This window comes from Dietzia sp. CH92, assembly GCF_032248695.1.
Classification (GTDB): domain Bacteria; phylum Actinomycetota; class Actinomycetes; order Mycobacteriales; family Mycobacteriaceae; genus Dietzia.
The window spans coordinates 154,069-176,105 of record NZ_JAVHXC010000004.1 but is presented as its reverse complement, the minus strand read 5'-3'; the positions used below and the strand labels follow the sequence as shown (position 1 = coordinate 176,105).

At 72.1% G+C, this 22,037-nt stretch carries 17 protein-coding genes, 1 tRNA gene, 1 other RNA gene and 1 pseudogene; 9 read left to right on the top strand and 11 right to left on the bottom strand.

Annotation, left to right across the window (positions count from 1 at the left end; all coding sequences use genetic code 11):
* Positions 1–39: 39 nt before the first annotated feature.
* Positions 40–127 (bottom strand) — tRNA-Ser (locus RWK90_RS10155).
* A gap of 245 nt (positions 128–372) precedes the next feature.
* Between RWK90_RS10155 and ffs the strand changes: the two genes are divergently transcribed.
* The 6 genes and pseudogenes from ffs (at position 373) to RWK90_RS10125 (ending at position 7,993) form a co-directional block, all read left to right on the top strand.
* An RNA gene (gene ffs, locus RWK90_RS10150) (signal recognition particle sRNA small type) lies at positions 373–467 on the top strand.
* 63 nt (positions 468–530) lie between these two features.
* A complete protein-coding gene (locus tag RWK90_RS10145; RefSeq protein ID WP_314037410.1) occupies positions 531–1,805 on the top strand; it encodes an aminotransferase class I/II-fold pyridoxal phosphate-dependent enzyme in 1,275 nt (424 codons plus the stop codon).
* 541 nt (positions 1,806–2,346) lie between these two features.
* On the top strand, positions 2,347–5,046 hold the full coding sequence (locus RWK90_RS10140) for a DNA polymerase III subunit gamma and tau (protein WP_314037408.1): 2,700 nt from the start codon (positions 2,347–2,349) through the stop codon (positions 5,044–5,046).
* Positions 5,047–5,170: 124 nt separating this feature from the next.
* Complete coding sequence (locus tag RWK90_RS10135; RefSeq protein ID WP_314037407.1) at positions 5,171–5,506, top strand: YbaB/EbfC family nucleoid-associated protein; 336 nt, start codon at positions 5,171–5,173, stop codon at positions 5,504–5,506.
* A gap of 110 nt (positions 5,507–5,616) precedes the next feature.
* A pseudogene (recR, locus tag RWK90_RS10130) lies at positions 5,617–6,222 on the top strand (recombination mediator RecR); the annotation flags it as partial.
* Between the two features lie 346 nt (positions 6,223–6,568).
* Positions 6,569–7,993 carry an aldehyde dehydrogenase family protein gene (locus tag RWK90_RS10125; protein ID WP_314037405.1) on the top strand — a complete coding sequence of 475 codons (1,425 nt, stop codon included), beginning with the start codon at positions 6,569–6,571 and terminating at the stop codon, positions 7,991–7,993.
* Between the two features lie 20 nt (positions 7,994–8,013).
* Here the strand turns inward: RWK90_RS10125 and RWK90_RS10120 are convergent, their stop codons facing one another.
* The 4 genes from RWK90_RS10120 to RWK90_RS10105 all read right to left on the bottom strand — a co-directional run bounded on the left by RWK90_RS10120 (position 8,014) and on the right by RWK90_RS10105 (position 12,486).
* On the bottom strand, positions 8,014–8,943 hold the full coding sequence (locus tag RWK90_RS10120; RefSeq protein WP_314037403.1) for an amidohydrolase family protein: 930 nt from the start codon (positions 8,941–8,943) through the stop codon (positions 8,014–8,016).
* Between the two features lie 228 nt (positions 8,944–9,171).
* Positions 9,172–10,026 (bottom strand): glutamine amidotransferase, encoded by an 855-nt coding sequence (locus RWK90_RS10115; protein ID WP_314037401.1) that lies wholly within the window; start codon positions 10,024–10,026, stop codon positions 9,172–9,174.
* A 2-nt stretch (positions 10,027–10,028) separates the two neighbouring features.
* Entirely contained in the window at positions 10,029–11,360 is a 1,332-nt protein-coding gene (locus RWK90_RS10110; RefSeq protein WP_314037399.1) for a MurT ligase domain-containing protein, read from the bottom strand.
* Positions 11,361–11,385: 25 nt separating this feature from the next.
* A complete protein-coding gene (locus RWK90_RS10105; RefSeq protein ID WP_314037397.1) occupies positions 11,386–12,486 on the bottom strand; it encodes a serine hydrolase in 1,101 nt (366 codons plus the stop codon).
* A 156-nt stretch (positions 12,487–12,642) separates the two neighbouring features.
* Between RWK90_RS10105 and RWK90_RS10100 the strand changes: the two genes are divergently transcribed.
* On the top strand, positions 12,643–13,584 hold the full coding sequence (locus tag RWK90_RS10100) for an exonuclease domain-containing protein (protein ID WP_314037395.1): 942 nt from the start codon (positions 12,643–12,645) through the stop codon (positions 13,582–13,584).
* Between the two features lie 32 nt (positions 13,585–13,616).
* Here the strand turns inward: RWK90_RS10100 and RWK90_RS10095 are convergent, their stop codons facing one another.
* Positions 13,617–13,739 (bottom strand): hypothetical protein, encoded by a 123-nt coding sequence (locus RWK90_RS10095; RefSeq protein ID WP_314037394.1) that lies wholly within the window; start codon positions 13,737–13,739, stop codon positions 13,617–13,619.
* Positions 13,740–13,818: 79 nt separating this feature from the next.
* Complete coding sequence (locus RWK90_RS10090) at positions 13,819–15,228, bottom strand: APC family permease (protein WP_314037392.1); 1,410 nt, start codon at positions 15,226–15,228, stop codon at positions 13,819–13,821.
* A gap of 202 nt (positions 15,229–15,430) precedes the next feature.
* Here RWK90_RS10090 and RWK90_RS10085 point away from each other — a divergent pair, with 202 nt between their 5' ends.
* Positions 15,431–16,792, top strand: coding sequence for an aspartate aminotransferase family protein (locus RWK90_RS10085; protein WP_314037390.1), 1,362 nt, complete (start codon positions 15,431–15,433; stop codon positions 16,790–16,792).
* Between the two features lie 8 nt (positions 16,793–16,800).
* Positions 16,801–17,232 carry a phage holin family protein gene (locus RWK90_RS10080; protein WP_314037388.1) on the top strand — a complete coding sequence of 144 codons (432 nt, stop codon included), beginning with the start codon at positions 16,801–16,803 and terminating at the stop codon, positions 17,230–17,232.
* Positions 17,233–17,327: 95 nt separating this feature from the next.
* Here RWK90_RS10080 and RWK90_RS10075 read toward each other — a convergent pair whose 3' ends face one another.
* From RWK90_RS10075 to RWK90_RS10060, 4 genes are all read right to left on the bottom strand, one after another.
* Positions 17,328–18,428: a peptidoglycan recognition family protein gene (locus tag RWK90_RS10075; protein ID WP_314037386.1), complete on the bottom strand. Its 1,101-nt coding sequence runs from the start codon at positions 18,426–18,428 to the stop codon at positions 17,328–17,330.
* Positions 18,429–18,667: 239 nt separating this feature from the next.
* On the bottom strand, positions 18,668–20,527 hold the full coding sequence (leuA, locus tag RWK90_RS10070) for a 2-isopropylmalate synthase (RefSeq protein WP_314037384.1): 1,860 nt from the start codon (positions 20,525–20,527) through the stop codon (positions 18,668–18,670).
* Between the two features lie 158 nt (positions 20,528–20,685).
* Positions 20,686–21,123 carry a GNAT family N-acetyltransferase gene (locus RWK90_RS10065; RefSeq protein ID WP_314037382.1) on the bottom strand — a complete coding sequence of 146 codons (438 nt, stop codon included), beginning with the start codon at positions 21,121–21,123 and terminating at the stop codon, positions 20,686–20,688.
* A 102-nt stretch (positions 21,124–21,225) separates the two neighbouring features.
* The gene (locus RWK90_RS10060) at positions 21,226–22,023 is read right to left on the bottom strand and encodes a trypsin-like serine protease (protein WP_314037380.1); all 798 of its coding nucleotides are present in this window, start codon (positions 22,021–22,023) and stop codon (positions 21,226–21,228) included.
* Positions 22,024–22,037 lie beyond the last annotated feature (14 nt).

Below are 22,037 nucleotides of genomic sequence, written 5' to 3'. Positions count from 1 at the left end.
CGCGGCCCGGTGCTCGAGAGCTCCGGGCCGCGTCTGCGGCGGAGGATAGGGGATTTGAACCCCTGAGGGGCTATAAACCCCAACCCGCGTTCCAGGCGAGCGCCATAGGCCACTAGGCGAATCCTCCGTGGAGCAGAATACCCAGGACGGCCAAGCAGAGGCAAACCGGCCGTCCTCCACGGTCGTCCGCGTCGGGCCCGCAGGCGGTCCCGCGCCGGCCCCGCACCGCGCCCGCAGGCGGTCCCGCGACCGGCCCGCAGGCGGTCCCGCGACCGGCCCGCGAGTGGTCCCGCGGCCGGCCCGCGACGGAGCCCGCGGGTGGTCCTGCGGCGGGGCGCGTGCAGTCCCGGGGGCGGCCCGGCTAGACTGGTCCTCGGACCCCGCGCGGCGTCCATCCTGTGAACTCCCCCAGGGCCGGAAGGCAGCAAGGGTCAGCGGGCTCTGGCGGGTGCGCGGGGTCCCCTTATGTCTTGGGACATGTCTTAGGGCACCAACACCACCGAAGTTGTCGACCCCTGCCGGAGGCCACCGTGGCGCTGTCCGATCTCCCCGCCGACGAACTCGCTCGCCTCGAGTCGCGACTGGCCTCCGAGTATGACGCGCTCGCGGACAGGGGCCTGGCACTGGACCTCACCCGCGGGAAGCCGTCGCCCGAGCAGCTCGACCTGTCGGAGCGCATGCTGTCCCTGCCGGGGGAGGGTGACCACCTCGCCGGGAAGACCGACGTGCGCAACTACGGCGGCGGCGCCGGACTGCCCGAGCTGCGGTCGATCTTCGCCGAGCTCCTGGGCATCGAGACCGACCGGGTGATCGCCCAGGACAACGCCAGCCTGTCGATCATGTACGACCTGCTCGTGTTCTCCGTGCTGTTCGGCACGCCCGACTCGCACCGCCCCTGGAAGGACGAGCCGACCCTGCGCTGGCTGTGCCCGGTGCCCGGCTACGACCGCCACTTCGGCATCACCGAGCGGCTCGGCTTCGAGATGATCCCCGTTCCGCTCGGCCCCACCGGCCCGGACATGGACGAGGTCGAGCGTCTCGTGGCGACCGACCCGTCCATCAAGGGCATCTGGTGTGTCCCGATCTTCTCCAACCCCACCGGCGCGGTGTACGACGACCACACGGTGTCCCGTCTCGCGCGGATGGCCACGGCGGCGCCCGACTTCCGGGTCGTGTGGGACAACGCCTACGTCGTCCACACGCTCACCGAGGACTTCCCCAAGGTCCCGGACGTCGACGGGCTGGCCGCGGACGCCGGGCACCCCAACCGCTTCTGGCAGGTCTGCTCGACCTCCAAGATCACCTTCGCCGGGGCCGGGGTGTCGTTCCTGTCGTCCTCGAAGGAGAACCTCGACTGGTACCTGGGCCACACCTCCGTGCGTTCGATCGGCCCGAACAAGGTCAACCAGCTCGCGCACGCACGCTTCTTCGGCGACGCCGAGGGGGTCCGCGCGCACATGCTCCGGCACCGCGAGGTGATCGCGCCGAAGTTCGACGCCGCGGCGGACGTCCTCTCGCGCCGACTGGGCGAGTACGGGTTCGCGCGCTGGACCCGGCCCGAGGGCGGGTACTTCATCGACCTCGAGGTGGTCGACGGGACGGCCACCGAGACCGTGCGTCTCGCCAGGGAGGTCGGCGTCGCGCTGACGCCCGCCGGGTCGGCGTACCCCTACGGTCAGGATCCCGACGACCGCCACATCCGCCTCGCGCCCACCCTGCCGCCGCTGACGGAGGTGGAGACGGCGATGGACGTCGTCGCCCTCTGCGCGCTGCTCGCGGCCTGCCGCGCGGCGCTGGCGAACTGACCCTGACCGGGGCGGCCGAGCGGCCGGTCCGGTCGCGCTGTAACAGTTGACAGACCAACGTTAATGCCCGCTCTCAGCAGGAGCGGGCTCCGTGGCACAGCGCCGTAGCGCCGTTGGCGGAGGTCGCAGGCCCGTCCACGCGTGAGTGATCTCCGCCACGTTCCCGCATGGTGGGCGGAGGGTGTCGCATCTTAGGCAACCCTTTGACATGCACTAATGCTGCGGAGCCCGGTTGTTGACCATTGGTCAGCAGGGGGAACGCCTTGTCCGAAACACGGGTCGTCTGGTTGTATCTATCCCGTCCGGGCCAGAGGGATGCGGACACCGGAGTACAGCTGAGGGGCTGTGAGGGGCCGGTGTCAGGTATCGGTTCGGGAACCGTGCTGCGGGGGTCTGAGGGGGCCCGATCCGCGCGCGAGGGACGTCAGGAGGGGCTGCGCATGCCGCGGCCCCTCCGGTCATTTCCGGCCGCCCCGGCCGCTGTCCACAGGCCGCCGCTGCTGATCTCGTCGTCGTCGTACCCCCTGGGTACCCTCTAGGCGTGGCCCTCTATCGGAAGTATCGCCCCGCCTCCTTCGCCGAGGTCGTGGGCCAGGAGCACGTCACCGAGCCGCTGTCGGTGGCGCTGTCCTCCGGTCGTATCAACCACGCCTACCTGTTCTCCGGCCCGCGCGGCTGCGGCAAGACCTCGTCCGCGCGCATCCTCGCCCGCTCGCTCAACTGCGTCCACGGGCCCACGGCCACCCCGTGCGGCGAGTGCGACTCGTGCGTGGCGCTCGCGCCCGGCGGCAACGGGACGCTCGACGTCACGGAGCTCGACGCGGCCAGCCACGGTGGTGTCGACGACACGCGTGACCTGCGGGAGCGCGCCTTCTTCGCGCCGGCGTCGTCGCGGTACCGGGTGCTCATCATCGACGAGGCCCACATGGTCACCAACGCGGGCTTCAACGCGCTGCTCAAGATCGTGGAGGAGCCGCCGGAGCACCTCATCTTCATCTTCGCCACGACCGAGCCGGAGAAGGTCCTGCCGACCATCCGCTCGCGTACGCACCACTACCCGTTCCGGCTGCTCACGCCGTCGTCGATGCGCGGGCTGCTTGAGCGGATCTGCGATCAGGAGGGTGTGAAGGTCGAGCCGACCGTGTTCCCGCTGGTCATCCGCGCCGGTGGGGGGTCGCCGCGTGACACGCTCAGCGTGCTGGACCAGCTCATGGCCGGCGCCGGCGACGAGGGCATCACCTACCCCCGCGCGGTGAGCCTGCTGGGCGCCACCGAGGTCGCGCTCATCGACGACACCGTGGACGCCCTCGCCGCCTCCGACGGTGCCACGCTGTTCCGCACCGTCGACAAGGTCGTGGAGGCAGGGCACGATCCGCGCCGGTTCGCCGCCGACCTGCTGCAGCGGCTGCGCGACCTCATCATGGTGCAGTCCGTGCCGCAGGCCATCGAGCGCGGCCTGGTGGACGCGCCGGTGGAGCAGGCCGAGACCATGCGCCGGCAGGCCGAGCAGATCGGCCCCGCCACCCTGGCGCGGTGTGCGGACATGGTGCACGAGGGCATGGCGTCGATGCGCGGTGCCACCTCGCCGCGGCTGCTGCTGGAGATCCTCTGCGCCAAGCTGCTGTTGCCCTCGGCCGACGACTCCATGGCCGCGCTGTTGCAGCGCCTGGAGTCGGTGGAATCGGGGGTCGTGCGCCCGGGCGCCGCGTCGGTCGCCGCAGGTGGCGCCGCCGCACCGGCGGCGGGTGGTGGATCGCGGGTCGACGACGACGAGGTGGGCCCCGGCCCCGCCGGCGGAGCGGCGCCGCAGTCCGCGTCGGGGGCGGAGGACCGCCCGAAGTTCGTGCGCCGGTCGCAGCAGCAGGCCGCCGCGGCCGCCACGCCGCCGGCACCGCCCGCCTCGGCGCCGGCGGAGCAGCAGACGCCTCCGGCTCCGGCACATCCCGCGCCCTCCACGCCGGAACAGCCGGCTCCGGCGCCGCCGGCCCGACCGCCGGTGACCGCGCCGGCCGCTCCTGCGTCGCCCACGCCCGCCAAGCCTGCGCCGTCCCAGCCCACGGTGGCCGCCGAGCCCGCCGAGCCCGCGCCGTCGCAGCCTGTCGTGGCCGCCGACCCGGCCGCCCCGGCGGTGCCCGCCGCGTCCGTGGCCGAGCAGCAGGCCGCCCACCAGGCGCCGACGGCCGGCGAGGAGGACCGGGCGCCCCGGTCGGGGCAGGATTCGCCTCCGTCGGCTCCCGCCCACGAGGAGCCGGCCGCGTCCGGAGCCACGCAGGCCCCTGCCGCGGCCCCGTCCGCCGACCGTCCGACTCCACCGGCCGCCGAGGCCCCGTCCGCCGACCGTCCGACTCCACCGGCCGCCGAGGCCGCGCCCGAACATGGAGCCCCGGAGCCGGACGCACCCGCGCAGACTGAGGACCCCTGGCGCGACCAGGCCGCGGAGCAGGCGGCGACGCCGGAGCGCTCCGCGACTCCGGAGCATTCCGCGACGCCGGACCACTCCGCGAGTCCGCAGCATTCCGCGACGCCCCAGCAGCCCGCCGTCCAGCCGGAAACCGCCGCGCCGGCGGCATCCGCACCGGCAGCGTCCGCCCCCGGCATCGAGGCCGAGGACATCCGCCGCGCCTGGCCCGCGATCCGGGAGGCCGTGCGTAAGCGGACCCGCACTGTCGAGGTCATGCTCGCCGGGGCCACCGTCGCCGGTGTCGACGGCGGTGTGATCCATCTGGTGCACGACTACGCACCGCTGGCCAAGCGCCTCGCGCAGCCGCACAACGCCACCGCCATCACCGATTCGATCACGGAGGTCGTGGGCGGGCAGTGGAGCATCCGCTGCACCTCGGGCGGCGCGCCCGTCTCCGGTGGTGCACCCGCTCCCGCGGAGGGCGGGCCGGCCGCACCCGCTCCCGGTGCGCCCGCCGGGCAGGGCGGCGGACAGAGCGCGCCGCAGCAGGCCGAGCCGCGCGGCTGGGAGCGGCGCCTGCGCAACGCCGACGCCGGCCAGGGGCAGGGCGACCGCTCCGGCGGCGCCGGGGGAGGGGGTTACGACGACATCCCGCCCCCGCCCGAGGAGCCCGAGCCGGAACCGGGCGAACCCGACGCCCCGCCCCCTCCGCCGATCAGCGAAGACGAGATGGTCGACGAGGCCCGCAGCGGCCCCCAGAACCTCGACCACCGCACCGGCGAGGACATCGCGTTGGCCCTGCTCAAGGAGCACCTCGGGGCGCGCCCGCTCGAGCGCTGACCCACCCGGCCCGCCGCGCGGCGGGGCGCGGTGTCGGGGCGGACGGTTACGCTGGATGACGACCGACCGGGGCCGGCCCAGCAGGACAGGCACGCACCCCGTACACCGCCGAAAGGACCCCGCCATGCAGCCCGGACCCGACATGAACGCCCTGCTCCAGCAGGCCCAGCAGATGCAGGCCCAGCTCGCCCAGGCGCAGCAGGAGATCGCCGCGAGCACCGTCGACGGTCAGGCGGGCGGCGGGCTCGTCACCGTCTCCATGCGCGGCACCGGCGAGGTCACCGGCGTGACCATCGACCCCAAGGTCGTCGACCCGGAGGACGTCGAGACCCTGCAGGACCTGCTCGTCGGCGCCTTCGGTGACGCCCACACCAAGGTCCAGGACCTCGCCGAGTCCCGCCTCGGCCCCCTCGCCTCCGGTGGCGGCCTCGGCGACATGATGGGCGGCCTGGGCATGTGAGCCCGCGGGACCCGGCACACCCCGGGTCCCGCCCCACGGGCCCGGTACACCCGGGCCCGTCACCCCGCGGCGCAGTCGTCGTCGGGCCAGCAAGAGCACGGGAAAGCGCGATGTACGAGGGACCGGTCCAGAACCTGATCGACGAGTTCGGCAAGCTGCCGGGCATCGGGCCGAAGTCCGCGCAGCGCTTGGCCTTCCACCTGCTGCAGGCCGAGCCCGAGTCGGTCGAACGTCTGCGCTCCGCACTACAGGCCGTGGTGGAGGGTGTCACCTACTGCGAGGTCTGCGGCACCGTCGCGGCCGCGGAACGCTGCCGCATCTGCTCGGACCCGCGCCGGGACCCCACACTCATCTGCGTGGTCGAGGAACCCAAGGACATCGAGGCCATCGAACGCACCCGTGAGTTCCGCGGGCTGTACCACGTCCTCGGCGGCGCCCTCGACCCCATCAACGGGATCGGCCCCAACGAACTTCGCATCGCCGGCCTCATGCGGCGCGTCGGGGCGGAGGTCGAGGGGGAGGAGATCGCCGAGATCATCATCGCCACCGATCCCAACACCACCGGCGAGGCCACCAGCACCTACCTGGCCAGGCTCCTGCGGCCGTTCCCCGACCTCGTCGTCAGCCGACTGGCCTCGGGCCTGCCCATGGGAGCCGACCTCGAGTTCGCCGACGAGCTCACCCTCGGCAGTGCCCTGTCGGGGAGGCGCATCCTCTCCGGCGGTCCCGCGCAGGCCCCGCGTTCCGGCGGTGTCCTGCGGCCCGAACAGGTCGATCCCGCGCAGCCGGCCGTGCCCGCGCCCGCCGACACCACGCCGCACCGGGTGCCGGGGGCCGAACCGGCGGATCAGGACGCCGGGGCTCGTCACCACCAGCCGTACTGACGCCTCCGCGCCTCTCACGCAGGGCGACACGGCGCGGATCCGCGCCGGGGCGGGGCCCACACCGCCACGGCCCGTGCGAGATTGCCCGTTACCTCCCCATTCGCCCGGCGATGTTCGGATACTGCACACAGACGTGCAGCACGAGAGTTCCCCGATCTCACCGAGCCGTGGAGGCGACATGCCGGATCTGACCGAGTTCTACATCGACGGGCAGTGGGTGGATCCCGTTGAGCCCACCTTCATCGACGTCATCAACCCGGCCACGGAGGAGCCGTCCGGCACGGTGGCGATCGGCAGCGCCGCCGACGTCGATGCCGCGGTCGCCGCCGCGCGTCGGGCGTTCGCCACCTGGGGCAGCACGACCGTCGAGGAACGACTCGAGGTCCTCAACCGGGTCATCGCCGAGTACCAGAACCGGATGGGTGACCTCGCCGCCGCGGTGACCGAGGAGATGGGCGCACCGGCGGGACTGGCCAACGCCGTGCAGGTCCCCATCGGTCTCGGGCATCTGATGACCGCCGCCGCACAGCTTCCCGGGTACGCCTTCTCCGAGGATCGCGGCACGTCCCGCATCGTCAAGGAACCTATCGGTGTCTGCGGGTTCATCACCCCGTGGAACTGGCCGCTCAACCAGGTCATGTGCAAGGTGGCCCCCGCCCTGGCGACGGGGTGCACGATGATCCTCAAGCCGTCGGAACTCGCCCCCTACTCGGCGGCGATCGTCGCTGAGATCTTCGACGCCGCAGGCGTTCCCGCGGGCGTGTTCAACCTCGTCAACGGGGACGGCCCCGGCGTCGGCGCGGCGATGTCGGCGCACGACGGCATCGACATGATCTCGTTCACCGGATCCACCCGGGCCGGGATCGAGGTCGCCAAGAGCGCGGCACCCACCGTGAAGCGGGTCGCCCAGGAGCTCGGCGGGAAGAGCCCGAACATCATCCTCGACGACGAGGACTTCGCCGCGAACGTCGCGGGCGGTATCGCCACGATGATGATGAACTCGGGCCAGTCGTGCAACGCCCCCAGCCGGATGCTCGTCCCTTCCGGGCGCGAGTCCGAGATCGCCGAGATCGCGAAGGGGGTCGTGGCCGAACTGACGGTCGGAGATCCGACCACGGACGTGAAGCTCGGCCCGGTCGTCTCGAAGGCGCAGTTCGACAAGATACAGGGCTTGATCGAGCGCGCGCTGGCCGACGGCGCCACCGCGGTCGTCGGCGGGGCCGGACGCCCCGAGGGCCTCGAGACCGGTTATTACGTCAAGCCGACCGTGTTCACCGGCGTCACCAACGACATGGAGATCGCGCGCACGGAGGTGTTCGGTCCGGTGCTCGTGGTGATCGGGTACGACTCGATCGACGAGGCGATCGAGGTGGCCAACGACACCGAATACGGGCTGGCGGGATACGTCTCGGGCAAGGACACCGAGGAGGTCCGGCGACTCGGGTCACGGATCCGCGCCGGGTCGATCTCGCTCAACGGGGCTCAGCTCGACCCGAGCGCACCGTTCGGCGGTTACAAGAAGAGCGGCAACGGACGCGAGTGGAGCGACTACGCGTTCGACGAGTTCCTCGAGGTGAAGTCCCTCCTCGGCTTCGGAGCATGAGGTACGGGCCCGGACGGTGATCAGAGGCGGAAGAGCCGGGCGGCGTTTCCGTGCCACACCGCCCGGAGCCAGTCCTCGCCCAGCCCGAGCCCTGCCAGGGCCTCGAGCTGATGGGCGTACGGGTACGGGATGTTCGGGAAATCCGTCCCCAACAGCACCTTGTGGCCGAGATCGGCCAGCCGTCCGCGCTCGCCGGACGGGAACGGCGTGGACTCCTCGACGAAGTCGGTGAACGCCATCGTCGTGTCGAGGTAGACGTTCTCGTACCGCTCGGCCAGGTCGAGGAACTCCGAGTACTCGCCCATCCCCATATGCGCGACGATCAGCGGCAGGTCGGGGAAGCGTTCGAGCACGGCGGCGACCGGCTCGGGCCCGGTGAACTCGCCCGCCACCGGCCCGGACCCACAGTGGATGACCGTCGGCACCTGCGCCTCCGCGAGCGCACCCCACACCGGGTCGAGCAGCGGGTCCCGCGGGTCGTACTCGCCCACCTGGATGTGCGACTTGAACACCCGGGCCCCGGCGTCGACGGCGTCGCGGACGTACTCGCCCGCCGTCGGCTCGGGGAAGAACGTCGCCGTGTGCAGACAGTCGGGGTGGCGCGAGGCGAACTCCGCGGACCACGCGTTGAGCCAGGCGCCCATGTCGGGCTTGTGCGGGTACAACATCGACGAGAACGCCAGCACCCCGTAGGAGCGCAGCCGCTCGACGCGCTCGTCCTCGGCCTCCCGGTACGTGATGGGCCAGGGGCGGCCGATCTTCGGCCCGGCGGCGTCGAAGTAGTCCCACACCTTCGCCATCACCCGGGGCGGCATGAAATGCGTGTGCACGTCGATGATGCCCGGCAGCCCGAGCGGCTCCCACAGGCCGCGGACCTGCGCCGCCTCGACGGCGGGATCGGGAGGGGTCACGGACCCGGTGAGGGTGGCGGTGCCGTGGTGTTCACACATGCGTCTGAGGGTATGTCAGCGAACTCTGCCCGCCCGGGATTCGCGGCGCTGACTCTCGGGCCACCCCCGAGGCGCGAGCCTGCCGAGAGCCGGCGGACGTTGTCCACGGGCCGCGGCGCGTTCACTCAGACCAGCATCGCCACCTCAACCCGCAACGCTGCCCATCACATGCCGCTACGCCCAGCGGGCCCCATGGGTGGCGCGCAATCCGATAGGCGGCGCAAGCGCTCAGCGCCGGGCGGCGGCGATGCGCTCGCGGCGCAGCCGCTCCACCGCGGGCACCTCCACCGGCGGGAGCGAGTCCACGCCCAGCGCGCGGCACAGCAGCAGGTCCGCCAGCTCGGGATTGCGGGCCAGCACCGGGCCGTGCATGTAGGTGGCGACGATCGAGCCCTGGACCACGCCCTCGACCAGTCCGCCTGCCGGCACGGACTGGCCGGCCGGCACGCCGTTACCCACACCGGAGGTGACGCTGCCGAGGGGCGCGGCGTCCGGGCCCAGCACGGTGGCGCCCATGTGGTTCTCGAAACCGGTGAGCGGCTGCGTCAGCCCGGCGACCTGCGGCGCGACCACCAGTTCGCCGATCGACCGCGTGGCCTGCGGCGAGGTGGTGACGTCCAGCAGGCCGAGCCCGGGCGCGCGCGAGCCGTCCGAGACGACGAACCACTCGCCGAACACCTGCATCCCCGCGCAGATCGCCAGCACCGGCGCCCCGCGCCCGACCGCCCGCTGCAGCCCGGGCGACGCCGAGAGATGCCGGGAGGCGAGCTTCTGCGCCGCGTCCTCACCGCCGCCGACGGTGTAGAGATCACACGAGTCGGGGACCGCGTCCTCGAGGGTGATCCGCACGATCTCGGCGTCGTAGCCGCGCCACCGCAGCCGCTGGCGCAGGACCAGGGAGTTGCCGTCGTCGCCGTAGGTCCCCATGACGTCCGGCAGGACCAGGCCGATCCGGACCGTCGACTCGGTGGGGCGCGCCGAGTCGGGCGCGACCGTGTCGAGCGGGGACGCCGAGGCCCCCTCGCGCCGCGCGCCCGCGTCGCGGGGATCCGGGTTGCCCTCGCCGGTGTGCTGCTCGCTCATCGTCACTGCTCCTTCCGGGTGGCCGCGGAACCGGACGCCGTGTCGACGGGACGGTGCCCGGCGGCCGCGACCGCCCGCCCCAGGTCCCGGAACGCCGTGTAGTTGGCCAGCACCTCGACCCGCCCCGGGGGGCAGCGTCGGATCGCCGCGAGTGGATCGGGCTCGAGCTCGTGGCGGACTCCGGCGTAGGTCAGGCGCACCGACAGGTCGGCGGCCCGCTCGCCCGAGGCGTAGACCGTGACGCCCTCGAAGCTCTCGAACCGCACGTCCCACAGCCACGACAGGTCCACACCGTCGGCGACCTGCCCGTTCACCGCGATCACCAGGCCGTCGGCGGAGGTGTCGATCATGCCGAGCGCCTCCTGCCAGCCCGCCGGGTTCTTGGCCAGCAGCAGGTGCGCGGACCGCCCGTCCACGTCGACCGTCGAATAGCGGCCCGCCACGTCATCGACCTGCTCGACCGCCCGGACCGCGGCGGCGGGATCGGCGCCCATCGCGACCGCCGCGGCCACCGCCTGCGCCGCGTTGCCGCGATTGGCCCGGCCGGGGATCGCCAGAGACAGAGGGGCGGTGAACCCGTCGGGGCCGTGGATCGCCTCGTCGTCGACCCACCAGTCCGGCTCGGGGCGTGCGAACTCGCGACCGTCGGGCAGTACACCCTCCGAGCGCCACCGCACCGCGCCCGTGGAGTCGACCGACCGCGAGATCGGCTCGCCGGTCCGCGGGCAGCTCACCGAGTCACCCGCCCACGCCGACCCGGCGGCCACCCACACGACCCGCGGATTGTCGTAGGCCACCGAGGTGATCATCACGTCGTCGCAGTTCGCCACCACCGTCGCCTGCGGCTGCGCCGCCACGCCCGCGCGCAGCCGACGCTCGATCGCGTTGATCTCGCCGACCCGGTCCAGCTGGTCCCGACTGAGGTTGAGCAGCACGATCACCTCCGGGGAGGTGTTCTCCCCGACGGCCGGCGTGTGCAGCTCATCCACCTCGATGGCCGCCAACCCGGCCACACTGTCGGCCACGAGCGCGGACACGATCCCGGCGTCCATGTTGTCGCCACCGGTGTTCGAGGCGACCCGGCCCACCGTCGACAGCGCGGACGCGACCATCCTCGTCGTCGTCGACTTCCCGTTGGTCCCCGTCACCAGCACCGTCCGCCGGCCCGCCGCGAGCTGGCGCATGAGCCCCGGGTCGAGCTTCAGTGCCACCAGGCCACCGATCATCCCGCCCGATCCGCGACCCGACACCCGCGACGCCCAGGTCGCCAGTCGGGACACGGCCACGGCCACCCGGCCGCGGGGGGTGAGTGCGGTGATCGCGCGGGAGGTCATGCGACGAGTCTAGGCAGCGCCCCTCTCAGAACCGCGCCGCACCGCCGAGTGCCGACACCACGTCGTGGCCGAGGTCGGCCATCACCTCGTCGGGACCGGCGAACATGCCGGCCGCGGTGCCGATCACCGCGATCGCGTACCGGCCCGAGGCGGTGTTGACCACGGCGATGTCGTGCGACTCGGTATCGGTCTCGCCGGTCTTGTTGGCGACGGTCCCCGCGGGCAGACGGTCGGGCAGCTTCCACCGCCGCTCCTGCCGCAGCATGGTGTCCAGCACGGTGCGGGCCACGGCGGGCGAGGTCAGGGCCTCACCCCGGGGCGCCCGACCGTCGGCAGCCCGCACCAGTTCGGTGAGGTACCCGACGCTGCCGCGGGCGCTGACCCTGCTCCAGTCGCCGGTCCACTCGAAGCGGAACGCGCCGCCGGCGTGGAACTGCTCGGCCAGGCCCACCCTGTCGGCGATGGCGTTGAGGGCGGTCACCGGATCGTCGGTGGGCGGCGCGTCGGGACCGGTGACGGACAGGTCGTAGAGGACGTTGGCGGCGTCGTTGTCCGAGACGGTGACGGCCGCCTCGAGCAGGTCGCCGAGCCTGCCGTACGGGGTCCGCGCGTCGAGGTCGCCCTCCCACGCCTCGAGCGCGCCCACGGCGAAGGCCACCTTGATCACCGACGCGGCGTAGCGCGGTTGGTCGTCCCCGGCGCACACCACCCGTTCGTCGGGAGCGTCGATCGCCCGCACGCACGCCGCGAGCTCGTGCCCCTCGGCCGCGGCGTCGGCGACCGCACGGTCGAGCAGCGGGCGCACCTCGGCCCACCGCGCCGGGAGCGGGCGCTCCACGCGGCCCGGGTCCCCGACGCGGCCGTCCGCGGCGCGCGCCGCGGGTGGGGAGCCGGCGTCTCCGTCCGCGGCGTCCCGCGAGACCGCGGCGTGGGATTCGGCGCCGGGGTCGAGCCGCCCGCCGGTATCGGCCCCGGGGGCGGTGACGGCGAGCGCCACGACCACGGCGACCCCCAGCGCGAGGTACGACCCCGCCGCGATCCGGACCCGACGGCGGGCACGGCGGCGGGCGCGGACGGCCGCGTCACGCGACCTCGCCGCGGGGGTGTCGGACCGGTACCGCCGCACGGGACCTCCTCCGGTGTGCCGGACCGTCACATCCGGCGCGGATCGAATGGGGTAGACCCTAACGCGCCGGTCCGACATCGACGTGTCGGCGGTGTGAACGCCGTGACCGGCGGCAGTGGCGACCGGGATGTCGGAGGGGTCTGAGACCATGTGGGCATGTCGGGTTGGGTCGTGGTGGACGTCGAGACGTCGGGGATGACGCCGGCGGTCGACCGGGTGTTGTCGGTGGCCGCGGTGGTGATCGGGGACGACGGCGAGGTGGTCGAGGACTTCACGACCCTGCTCAACCCGGGGGTCGACCCCGGACCGGTCCACGTGCACGGGCTCACACCGGCCCTCCTCGCGGGCAAACCACGCTTCTCGGACGTGGCGGCGGAGTTGGGCCGGGTGCTCGACGGGAGGACCGTCGTCGCCCACAACGCGGCCTTCGACGCGTCGTTCCTCGCCGCGGAGGCCAGGCGGGCCGGGCTCGCGCCGCCGCTCGAGCGGTTCGTGTGCACCCTCGACTTCGCCGGTCGGCTCCACCTGTCGACCGCCGATCTCAAGCTCTCCACGCTCGCCGCGCACTTCGGGGTCCAGCAGCGGGCCGCGCACGACGCGCACGACGACGCCCTGGTGCTGGCCGGCGTCTTCGCCGGGCTGCTCGAGGTGGCCGCTGCCAAGGACGTGCGGCCCTCGGTGCGGGAGCTCGACGCCATGATCGCCCACCCGGAGACGGGCTACCTGGTGTCCACAGTGTGGGCGGAGGCCCTCGCCGCGCCCCGGCTGTGGCGACCGGCCGGGAGGCTGAAGCGCGGCGGCGGGCTGGTGCAGGGGATGGAGGTGGTCTTCACGCAGGACGTGGATCGCGACCCGGAGGAGATCGCCCCCCTGGTCGTCGACGCCGGTCTCTACGTGGCCGACCGCATCTCGTCCCGTACCTCCCTCGCGGTGTGCGACGCACCCTCCGCGGTGCGCGGGCGCACCGCGTTCGCGCGCAAGAAGGGGCTCGAACTGGTGCCGTTCGCCCGGTTCGAGCAGATGCTCGCCGACGTCGCGCCCGGGCGGCCGGTCGCCGGGGCGCAGGCCGTGGACAGTGCGCAGGAGGCGCTCTTCTAGCCCGGCGCACGGGGCGCGCGTCCGCCGGGGGCCTACGACGAGACCCGGTCCAGGGTCCCGATCGCCGGCGCCGGCTGACGCGAGCAGGCCGACAGCACCAGGAGAGCGAGGACGGCGACCATCACAGCGCCGACGTGCCGGGTCCGAGAAGTCATGTGGTCCACCTTTTCCGAGCAGGGGCGCGAGGAGGGGCGAGCGGGGCCACCGGGCGTGCCCGCACGGGCCCGCTCATGTCTATGTGATCGCACGACGGACCGCCCAGTGCAGCGCCCACAGGGCCACGCCCACCACCAGCAACACGCCCGCGATCCGGTAATCCTGACCCGCCCGCCCGGACAGCGGCGAGACCAGGAACGCGCAGCACAACGCGCCCAGGACCGGGATCACCGTGGGCGCCCGGAAGTGGCGGTGCTCGGCAGCGTCCCGCCGCAGCACCAGGACCGCCACATTGGTCACCGTGAACACCGCGAGCAGGAGCAGCGACGTGGTCCCGCCCAGAGTGGCGAGATCCGCGAACGCGATGAGCCCGAACGCGATCACCGTGGTGAACAGGATCGACACCCACGGGGTCCGGCGTTCGCGCAGCACGCGGCCGAGGGCCGGGGGCAACACCTGCTCATGCGCCATCCCGTACAACAGACGCGACGCCATGAGCATGTTGATCAGCGCCGAGTTGGCCACCGCGAACATGGTGATGAACGCGAAGATCCACACCGGGAAGGCCGGGGCGCCCGCCGCGACCACCTTGAGCAGCGGCGTCTCACCCTCCCCGAGCTCCTCCGGGGCGACCAGGGTCACCGAGGCGATCGCCACGAGGACGTAGATGACGCCGGTGATCACCAGTCCCGTGAGCATGATCTTCGGGAAGATCTTCACCGGGTCCCGGGTCTCCTCCGCCATGTTCACCGAGTCCTCGAACCCGACCAGGGCGAAGAACGCCAACGCGGTGGCGGCGGTGACCGCGCGGAACGGGCTCTCTCCCTCGCCGACGGCGAGCTGACCCGCGCGCGAGAAGTCACCCTGGCCCTGACTGATAGCCCACGCGCCGATCGCGATGATGATGAGCAGACCGGACAGCTCCACGCAGGTCAGCACCACGTTGAGGCGCACCGACTCGGCCACACCCCGGAGATTGACCACCGCCAGGGCGGTCATGAACAGCAGCGCGATGCCGACCAGCGGCCACGTCCCGGAGCCCAGCTCCAGGCCGAACGCCTCGTCGAGGTTCCCCGCGAACGCGATGGCCGCCGACGAGGCCGACGTGAGGCCCGAGGCCATCACCGCGAAGGTGATGAGGAAGGTGAGGAAATGGACCCGGAACGCGCGGTGCGTGTACACGGCCGCCCCGCCGGCCCGCGGGTACTTGGTGACCAGCTCGAGGTAGCTGGCCGCGGTGAGCATCGCCACGGCGAAGGCGACCAGGAACGGTAACCAGACCGCCCCGCCCACCTCGCCGGCCACCTTCCCGGTGAGGGCGTAGATGCCGGTGCCGAGGATGTCCCCGACGATGAAGAGGAGCAGGAGGCCCGGGCCGAGGACGCGCTTGAGCGGGGGCTGACCGGTGCTGCGCTCGGGGCCGGTGACCACCGGCACACCCGAGGGCGCCGCCCGCCGGGGCCGCGCGGACTCGGACGAGGTGCTCATGACGTGCCCCCTTCGCCTTGAAGTGCGATGCGCATCACGTGGAACTCGAGCATTCCACCGCGCGGGCCGGAGGGGAAGAGCGGAGGTGGGGCGACCGGGCACGACGCGCCCATTCCGCATCGTGGATCGCTCGTCCGGACGTCACCCGCGAAGCTGACATGATGGGCCGCGGACAACGCCGTCGACAACAGGAGTACGCCCCGTGCCCGCACCCCAGAACGCCGAAGCCCGTGAGGTCTACGAGAAGGAACGCGCCCACGTCCTGACCCCGTGGTCGGCGTGGGGCTCGGTCGACCCGATGGTCGTCACCGCCGCCGAGGGCTGCTACCTCACCGACGGCGACGGCAACCGGCTCCTCGACTTCACGTCCCAGTTGGTCAACACCAACATCGGCCACCAGCACCCCGTGGTGGTCAAGGCGATCCAGGACCAGGCCGCCGAGCTGTGCACCATCAACCCCGCGCACGCCAACGCCGCCCGCGCCGAGGCCGCACGCCTCGTCGCCGAGGTCGCACCCGCCGGGATGAACCGGGTCTTCTTCACCAACGCCGGCACCGAGGCCGTCGAGCACGCCGTCCGCATGGCCCGCCGCCACACCGGGCGCCACAAGACCCTGTCGGCGTTCCGCAGCTACCACGGCGCCACCACGACCGCGATGAACCTCACCGGCGACACCCGCCGCTGGGCCAACGACATGGGCAACACCGGGGCCGTCCACTTCCACGCCCCGTTCCTGTACCGCTCGCAGTTCTACGCCGAGAACGACAAGCAGGAATGCGACCGCGCGCTCGAGCACCTCGACTCGCTCATCGGCCTCGAGGGGCCCGACCACTTCGCGGCCCTCATCATCGAGTCCGTCCCGGGCACCGTCGGGATCATGGTGCCGCCCGCCGACTACCTGCGCGGAGTCCGCGAGATCTGCGACAAGTACGGCATCGTAATGATCTGTGACGAGGTCATGTCCGGCTTCGGCCGCACCGGCGAATGGCTCGCGCTGGACAACTTCCGGTCCGGCGACGGCGACTGGGCGCCCGACCTCATCACCTTCGCCAAGGGCTCCAACTCCGGGTACGTCCCGCTCGGCGGCGTGATCCTCCACGACCGGATCGCCGCGTCGTTCGAGACCACCCCGTACACCGGGGGGCTCACCTACGCCGGGCATCCCCTGGCGTGCGCGTCCGTCGTCGCGACCATCAACCTCATGCGGGACGAGAAGATCGTCGAGAACGCCAAGATGATCGGCGAGGACGTCATCGGCCCGCGTCTACGCGAGCTCGCCGAGAAGCACCCGTCGATCGGCGAGGTCCGCGGCCTCGGCGTGTTCTGGGCGGTGGAGATGGTGGCCGACCGCGAGACACGCGAGCCCCTGGCCCCCTACGGTGGATCCTCGGAGGCCATGGCCCGCACGTTCGCCACGGCGAAGCAGGACGGGCTGCTGCTGTTCATGAACTACAACCGTTTCCACGTGGTGCCGCCGTGCATCATCACCCCCGACGAGGCCAACGAGGGTCTCGACATCTTCGACCGCGCGCTCGACGTGGCCGATGAGTATGTGAGGAGCTGAGTTCTTCGATGGCGCTGGTACTGCGGCTGATCGTCAACGCCGTCGCCCTGTGGGTGGCGACGCTGATCGTGCCGGGGATCGCCCTGCACGACACCACCGGCATCTCCGCGCCCGTCGCCGGCGCCATCGAGAACGAGGTGAACGTTCCCACCATCACCGCACTGCTCATCGTCGCGGTGGTGTTCACGCTGGTCAACGCGGTCGTCAAGCCGATCGTGCAACTGCTGTCGCTGCCGCTGACCATCCTCACTCTGGGGCTGTTCCTGCTGGTGGTCAACGCCCTGATGCTCATGCTTACCGGCTGGATCACCACGACGTTCCAGCCGTTCGGCGCCGAGTACGTGGTCAGCGGGTTCTGGGCGGCGTTCTTCGGGGCGATCGTGATCGGACTCGTGAACTGGGTGCTCGGGATGCTCCTGCCCACCCGCGCGCACGACTGACCGGGCGCCGGGCGGCCGGCGTCGCGCCTGTGGCGCCGGGCACCGCGCACCGTGCGCGCGACCCGGTCGGGTGGCGCGCCCGGTGCGGGACCGACTCAGGAGCCGAAGGCCGCCGACGAGATCGCGGTGGGCGCCCAGCCCCTGGCCGCCTGGTCCCGGATGAACTGCATCTGCGGGTAGAAGGAGTTGCCCGGGCAGGCCGTGCCGCCCCAGTCGCGGTGGCCGGAGACGGCCATCATCGGCCGCGTCGCCCCGCCCTGCGGGTTGCGGTACGTGATCCCTGCGCGGGGGTTGATGCCCGTGGCGTTGCACAGGGCGCGGACGCAGTCGATGGTCGCGCCCACCGCGGCGGCGGTCGGCGGGGCGCCGGTGAAGTCGCCCAGCAGGCTGATGCCGATGTTGCCGTTGTTGAAGCCGCCCACGTGACCGGCGGTGACCACCGGGGGAGCGATGCCCGCGACCGGCGGGAATTGGAAGACCGGGTTCCCCACGGGCGTCCCGCCGCGGCCCTGGTAGATCCGGCCCTCCGGGTCGATGATGAGGTGGTAGCCGACGTCGCCCCAGCCCAGGGTGTTGGCGTGGTAGTTGTAGATCGCCCGTACGCTCGCGGCGCGGTCCGGACCGGGCACGACCGCGGTGTGGTGGATCGTGATCGACTGCGGCGGGAAGTAGGTCGGGGCCCAGCGGAAGCCCGCCACGTCACCGGCGCCCCATGCGGCGCGCGGGATGACCGGCAGGCCGGCCAGGCCGATGCTGCCGAGGCTGTAGTTGCGCGGCGCGCCGCGGCCGTCGTCGAACACCGTCGCCTCCGAGCCGGCGGGGGCGTCGACCTCGTAACCCACGGCCCCGTCGGGCGCGGCGACGAGCTCGGCGGCGGGCGTGCTCCCGGCGTCGGGGGCGGAGTCCATGGCCTCGAGCGGGAGCCAGTCGCCCACGGAGCCGTCGGGGAACGCGAAGCGGATGCGCCCGGCGATCTCCTCCGGGCTGGGGAAGGTGACGCCCACAAAGCCGAGGGGCCCGTTGGGCTGGATCATCCCGCTGCCGGTGGAGATCGACTGCATGAGGTCCTGGGCCACGCCGAGTGAGCCGGTGGTGAAGGGGTTGGCCCCGGCTACGGGGCCGCGGACGGAGGAGGCGACGGCGGCGCCCACGCCGACCGATGCGGCTGCGAGGAATCCACGGCGGGTCACGGACATAAGGGCTCCAGACTGAGGTGTGCGGAGGGCGGACGCCTTACCTATCGGCGCGGCCCGCCGCCACATTACGCGCTTGTCGTGACCGAATCGAGACCATCGTTGCAGAAGTGAAATATGTGAAGAATGAGGCTGTAGGGAAGCCGCTGCAACCGGGTTCAACGAAAAAGCGTTCCGCACACCCCCTCTCAGGGACGCACGGAACGCTTTCCCGATGCGGCTGTACCCGGCGACTCAGCCCGTCACGGCGCCCAGGTGCGCGCGCCCTCGACCGATCCGACCGCCTCGTTGCCCTCGGCCTCGTCCGCGTAGGCCCGGTTCACGGCGGACACCACGGCCCGCAGGGAGGCGGTGGTGATGGAACCGGCCCGGCCGACACCCCAGAAGACCCGGTTGCCGAACTGCACCTCCACGTACGCGGCCGCCGTCGCGTCATCCCCGGCGGTCATCGCGTGCTCGGTGTAGTCGAGGATGCGTACCTCGTCGTCGAACATCTCGTTCAGCGCGGCGACGAACGCGGCGAGGGGACCGTTCCCGGACCCCGTCAGCTCACGGGTCTCGCCCTTCCACTTGATGACGGCCTCGATCGAGTCCTCGCCGTCGTCGGTCTCGGCGGGCACCAGGTGCTGCGACATGCGCTCCATGGGGGAGACGCGGTCCAGGTACTCGAGCGAGAAGATGTCCCACATCGCCTTGGGCGTGACCTCGCCGCCCTCGGAGTCGGTGACGCTCTGGACGATCTGGGAGAACTCCATCTGCAGGCGCCGCGGCAGCTGCAGGCCGTAGTCGCTCTTCATGATGTACGCGACGCCGCCCTTGCCGGACTGCGAGTTCACGCGGATGACGGCCTCGTACGTGCGGCCCTCGTCCTTGGGGTCGACGGGCAGGTAGGGCACCTCCCACGTGATGTCGGTGATGTCCTCGCCGCGGGCGTCGGCCTCGGCCTGCAGGGCGTCGAAGCCCTTGTTGATGGCGTCCTGGTGGGAGCCGGAGAAGGCGGTGAAGACCAGGTCGCCGCCGTAGGGGTGACGCTCGGGCACCGGCAGCTGGTTGGCGTACTCGACCGTGCGGCGGATCTCGTCCATGTCGGAGAAGTTGATCTGCGGGTCCACGCCGCGGGTGAGCATGTTCATGCCCAGCGTCACCAGGCAGACGTTGCCGGTGCGCTCGCCGTTGCCGAACAGGCAGCCCTCGATGCGGTCGGCGCCGGCCTGGAACGCCAGCTCGGCGGCGGCCACACCGGTGCCGCGGTCGTTGTGCGGGTGCAGCGACAGGATCGTGGAGTCGCGGTGCGCCAGGTTGCGGTGCATCCATTCGATCTGGTCGGCGTAGACGTTGGGCGTGGCCATCTCGACGGTCGCCGGCAGGTTGATGATGATCGGGTTCTGCGGGGTGGCGCCCACGACCTCGGTGACGGCGTCGCAGACCTCCTTGGAGAACGCCAGCTCGGTGCCGGTGAACGACTCGGGCGAGTACTCCCAACGCCAGTTGGTGTCGGGGTAGTCCTTCGCGATGGCCGTGACGAGCTCGGCGGCGTCGGTGGCGATCTTCTTGATGGCGTCGCGGTCCTTACGGAACACGACCTTGCGCTGGAGGATCGACGTGGAGTTGTAGAAGTGCACGATCACGTCGGACGCGCCCTCGCACGCCTCGAAGGTGCGGCGGATCAGGTCCTCGCGGCACTGGACCAGGACCTGGATGGTGACGTCGTCGGGGATCGCGTCGTCCTCGATGATCTCGCGGACGAAGTCGTAGTCCGTCTGTGAGGCGGACGGGAAGCCCACCTCGATCTCCTTGTAGCCCATGCGCACCAGCAGGTCGAACATGCGGCGCTTGCGGGCGGGGCTCATGGGGTCGATGAGCGCCTGGTTTCCGTCGCGCAGGTCCACCGCGCACCACTGGGGGGCGTGGGTGATGACCTTGTCGGGCCAGGTGCGGTCGGGCAGGGAGACGTCCTCGACCTCTTCGGCGAACGGCCGGTAGCGGTGCCACGGCATGGAGGAGCCGCGCTGCTTGTTCCACGACGGCTGGTCGGGGCGGCCGGGCTTGGAGGGGGGAGTGAGGGTCGACGACGACGAGACGAAGGCGTCAGCGGGATTCATTGCAGGGGCTCAACTTCCGTGGAGTGCGATCTTCAGGGATCGGACCGGCGCGACGAGATCCCGCGACGGGGAGCCGGTCCGCCTCAGCGGGCCCCGCCGCGGCACCCAAGAAGGAGCACGCGCTGCATGCGGGCCACCATACACCTTCCCGCCGAGCGTCACGGAATCGGAATGACGAATGTGGTGGGCTCTGCGGTGATGTCCCGGGGGGTGTGGAGGGGCGAGTCGGGGCCGAGCGCCTCCACGTCGGTGTGGTGCATCGATCCCCACACGCGGCGGCACCCGGCCTCCTCCGCCACGGAGACGGCTTTCTCCACCAGGCGGTGCGCGATGCCCTGGTGCCGCAGGTCCTCGCGGACGCGGATGCCGTAGACGAAGAGGTCCGGGCTGGCGCCCAGGTGGCCGGTCTCCACGGCGACGAGCATCGCCACGGGTACCTCGTCGTGCAGGCCCAGCAGGAGCAGGTTGGAACCGCGGTCGAGGAAGTCCTGGGTCCACTCGGCGGTGGGCGGCGAGTCGAACAGGTCGGCTGCGGACAGCACGAGGTCCAGGTCTGCGCGCGAGGCGCGACGGATCACGAGCTCCGGCGTGGTCATTGGTCCAGTGTGGCAAATCGCGTGGCGGTTCGGCACTGTCACGTGGCTCGGCTCGGGGCGGCGGGTCGGTCGGCGCATCGTTCGGGGGTCACCGGTCGGCGGTCACCGGTGGGCGATCATCCAGTCGATCCAGCCGTTCTGGGCGGGGATCGATTCGTAGCGGGCGGGGTTGGTCCCGTCCGGCCGGCGGCGGTCGTGGTCGGAGCCGGAGTGGATACCGACCAGGCGGTCGCCGTGGAAGACGGGTCCGCCGGAGTCGCCGAGTCCGTAGCCGCCCTGGATGGTGTGGGAGCGGCCGATCCACGAGCCCGCGCGCGGTTCCATGCGCTCCAGGCGGGTGAGCCCGGTGCGCAGGTCGGCGGAGCGCAGGCCGCGGGGGGTCGTCTCGCCGAAGCCGTGGAACCGCAGGACGGTGCCCGGGGCGGGGTCGGCGCCGGCGCGCAGGACGGCGGGGGACGGGGCGGGGTGGCGGAGCTTGATGAGCATGACGTCCCCGGCGGGGGCCTTGTAGACGGCCTCGGGGGTGTGGCGGCCGAAGCTGCCGGTGTCGAGGGAGCCGAACGCGCCGACGACCTGCGGGGTGGCGAGCGAGGCGGTGGTGGCGAAGCCGCCCGGGACGGTGGCCCAGTTGCCGAATCCGAGGGTGTAGGCGTTGGGGTTGGTCGGGCCGCAGTGCGCGGCGGTGGCGACCCAGCGTGGGTGGATGACCACGCCGGAGCAGGGCGATCCGAGGACGTTGCCGAAGGTGGTGATCTGTACGGCCCACGGCGCGGGGCCGGAGGGGGTGCCGCCCACGACGGCGCCGGCGGTGGGGGTCGCGACGGCGAGGGTGGCGGCGACCGTGCCGACGGCCGCGCCGACCGCCGCGACGAGCCGGCCCATGTGACGTGTGAGGCGCATGTGACTCAGCTTAG

What these genes read in the sequence shown, in the direction of transcription:
- RWK90_RS10115 (WP_314037401.1), bottom strand. Translation starts at nt 10,026, where the DNA reads ATGAGCGAGCAGCACACCGGCGAGGGCAACCCGGATCCCCGCGACGCG.
- RWK90_RS10065 (WP_314037382.1), bottom strand. Translation starts at nt 21,123, where the DNA reads ATGACCACGCCGGAGCTCGTGATCCGTCGCGCCTCGCGCGCAGACCTG.
- RWK90_RS10075 (WP_314037386.1), bottom strand. Translation starts at nt 18,428, where the DNA reads ATGTCCGTGACCCGCCGTGGATTCCTCGCAGCCGCATCGGTCGGCGTG.
- RWK90_RS10090 (WP_314037392.1), bottom strand. Translation starts at nt 15,228, where the DNA reads ATGAGCACCTCGTCCGAGTCCGCGCGGCCCCGGCGGGCGGCGCCCTCG.
- RWK90_RS10100 (WP_314037395.1), top strand. Translation starts at nt 12,643, where the DNA reads ATGTCGGGTTGGGTCGTGGTGGACGTCGAGACGTCGGGGATGACGCCG.
- RWK90_RS10135 (WP_314037407.1), top strand. Translation starts at nt 5,171, where the DNA reads ATGCAGCCCGGACCCGACATGAACGCCCTGCTCCAGCAGGCCCAGCAG.
- RWK90_RS10060 (WP_314037380.1), bottom strand. Translation starts at nt 22,023, where the DNA reads ATGCGCCTCACACGTCACATGGGCCGGCTCGTCGCGGCGGTCGGCGCG.
- RWK90_RS10120 (WP_314037403.1), bottom strand. Translation starts at nt 8,943, where the DNA reads ATGTGTGAACACCACGGCACCGCCACCCTCACCGGGTCCGTGACCCCT.
- leuA (WP_314037384.1), bottom strand. Translation starts at nt 20,527, where the DNA reads ATGAATCCCGCTGACGCCTTCGTCTCGTCGTCGTCGACCCTCACTCCC.
- RWK90_RS10125 (WP_314037405.1), top strand. Translation starts at nt 6,569, where the DNA reads ATGCCGGATCTGACCGAGTTCTACATCGACGGGCAGTGGGTGGATCCC.
- RWK90_RS10110 (WP_314037399.1), bottom strand. Translation starts at nt 11,360, where the DNA reads ATGACCTCCCGCGCGATCACCGCACTCACCCCCCGCGGCCGGGTGGCC.
- RWK90_RS10095 (WP_314037394.1), bottom strand. Translation starts at nt 13,739, where the DNA reads ATGACTTCTCGGACCCGGCACGTCGGCGCTGTGATGGTCGCCGTCCTC.
- RWK90_RS10080 (WP_314037388.1), top strand. Translation starts at nt 16,801, where the DNA reads ATGGCGCTGGTACTGCGGCTGATCGTCAACGCCGTCGCCCTGTGGGTG.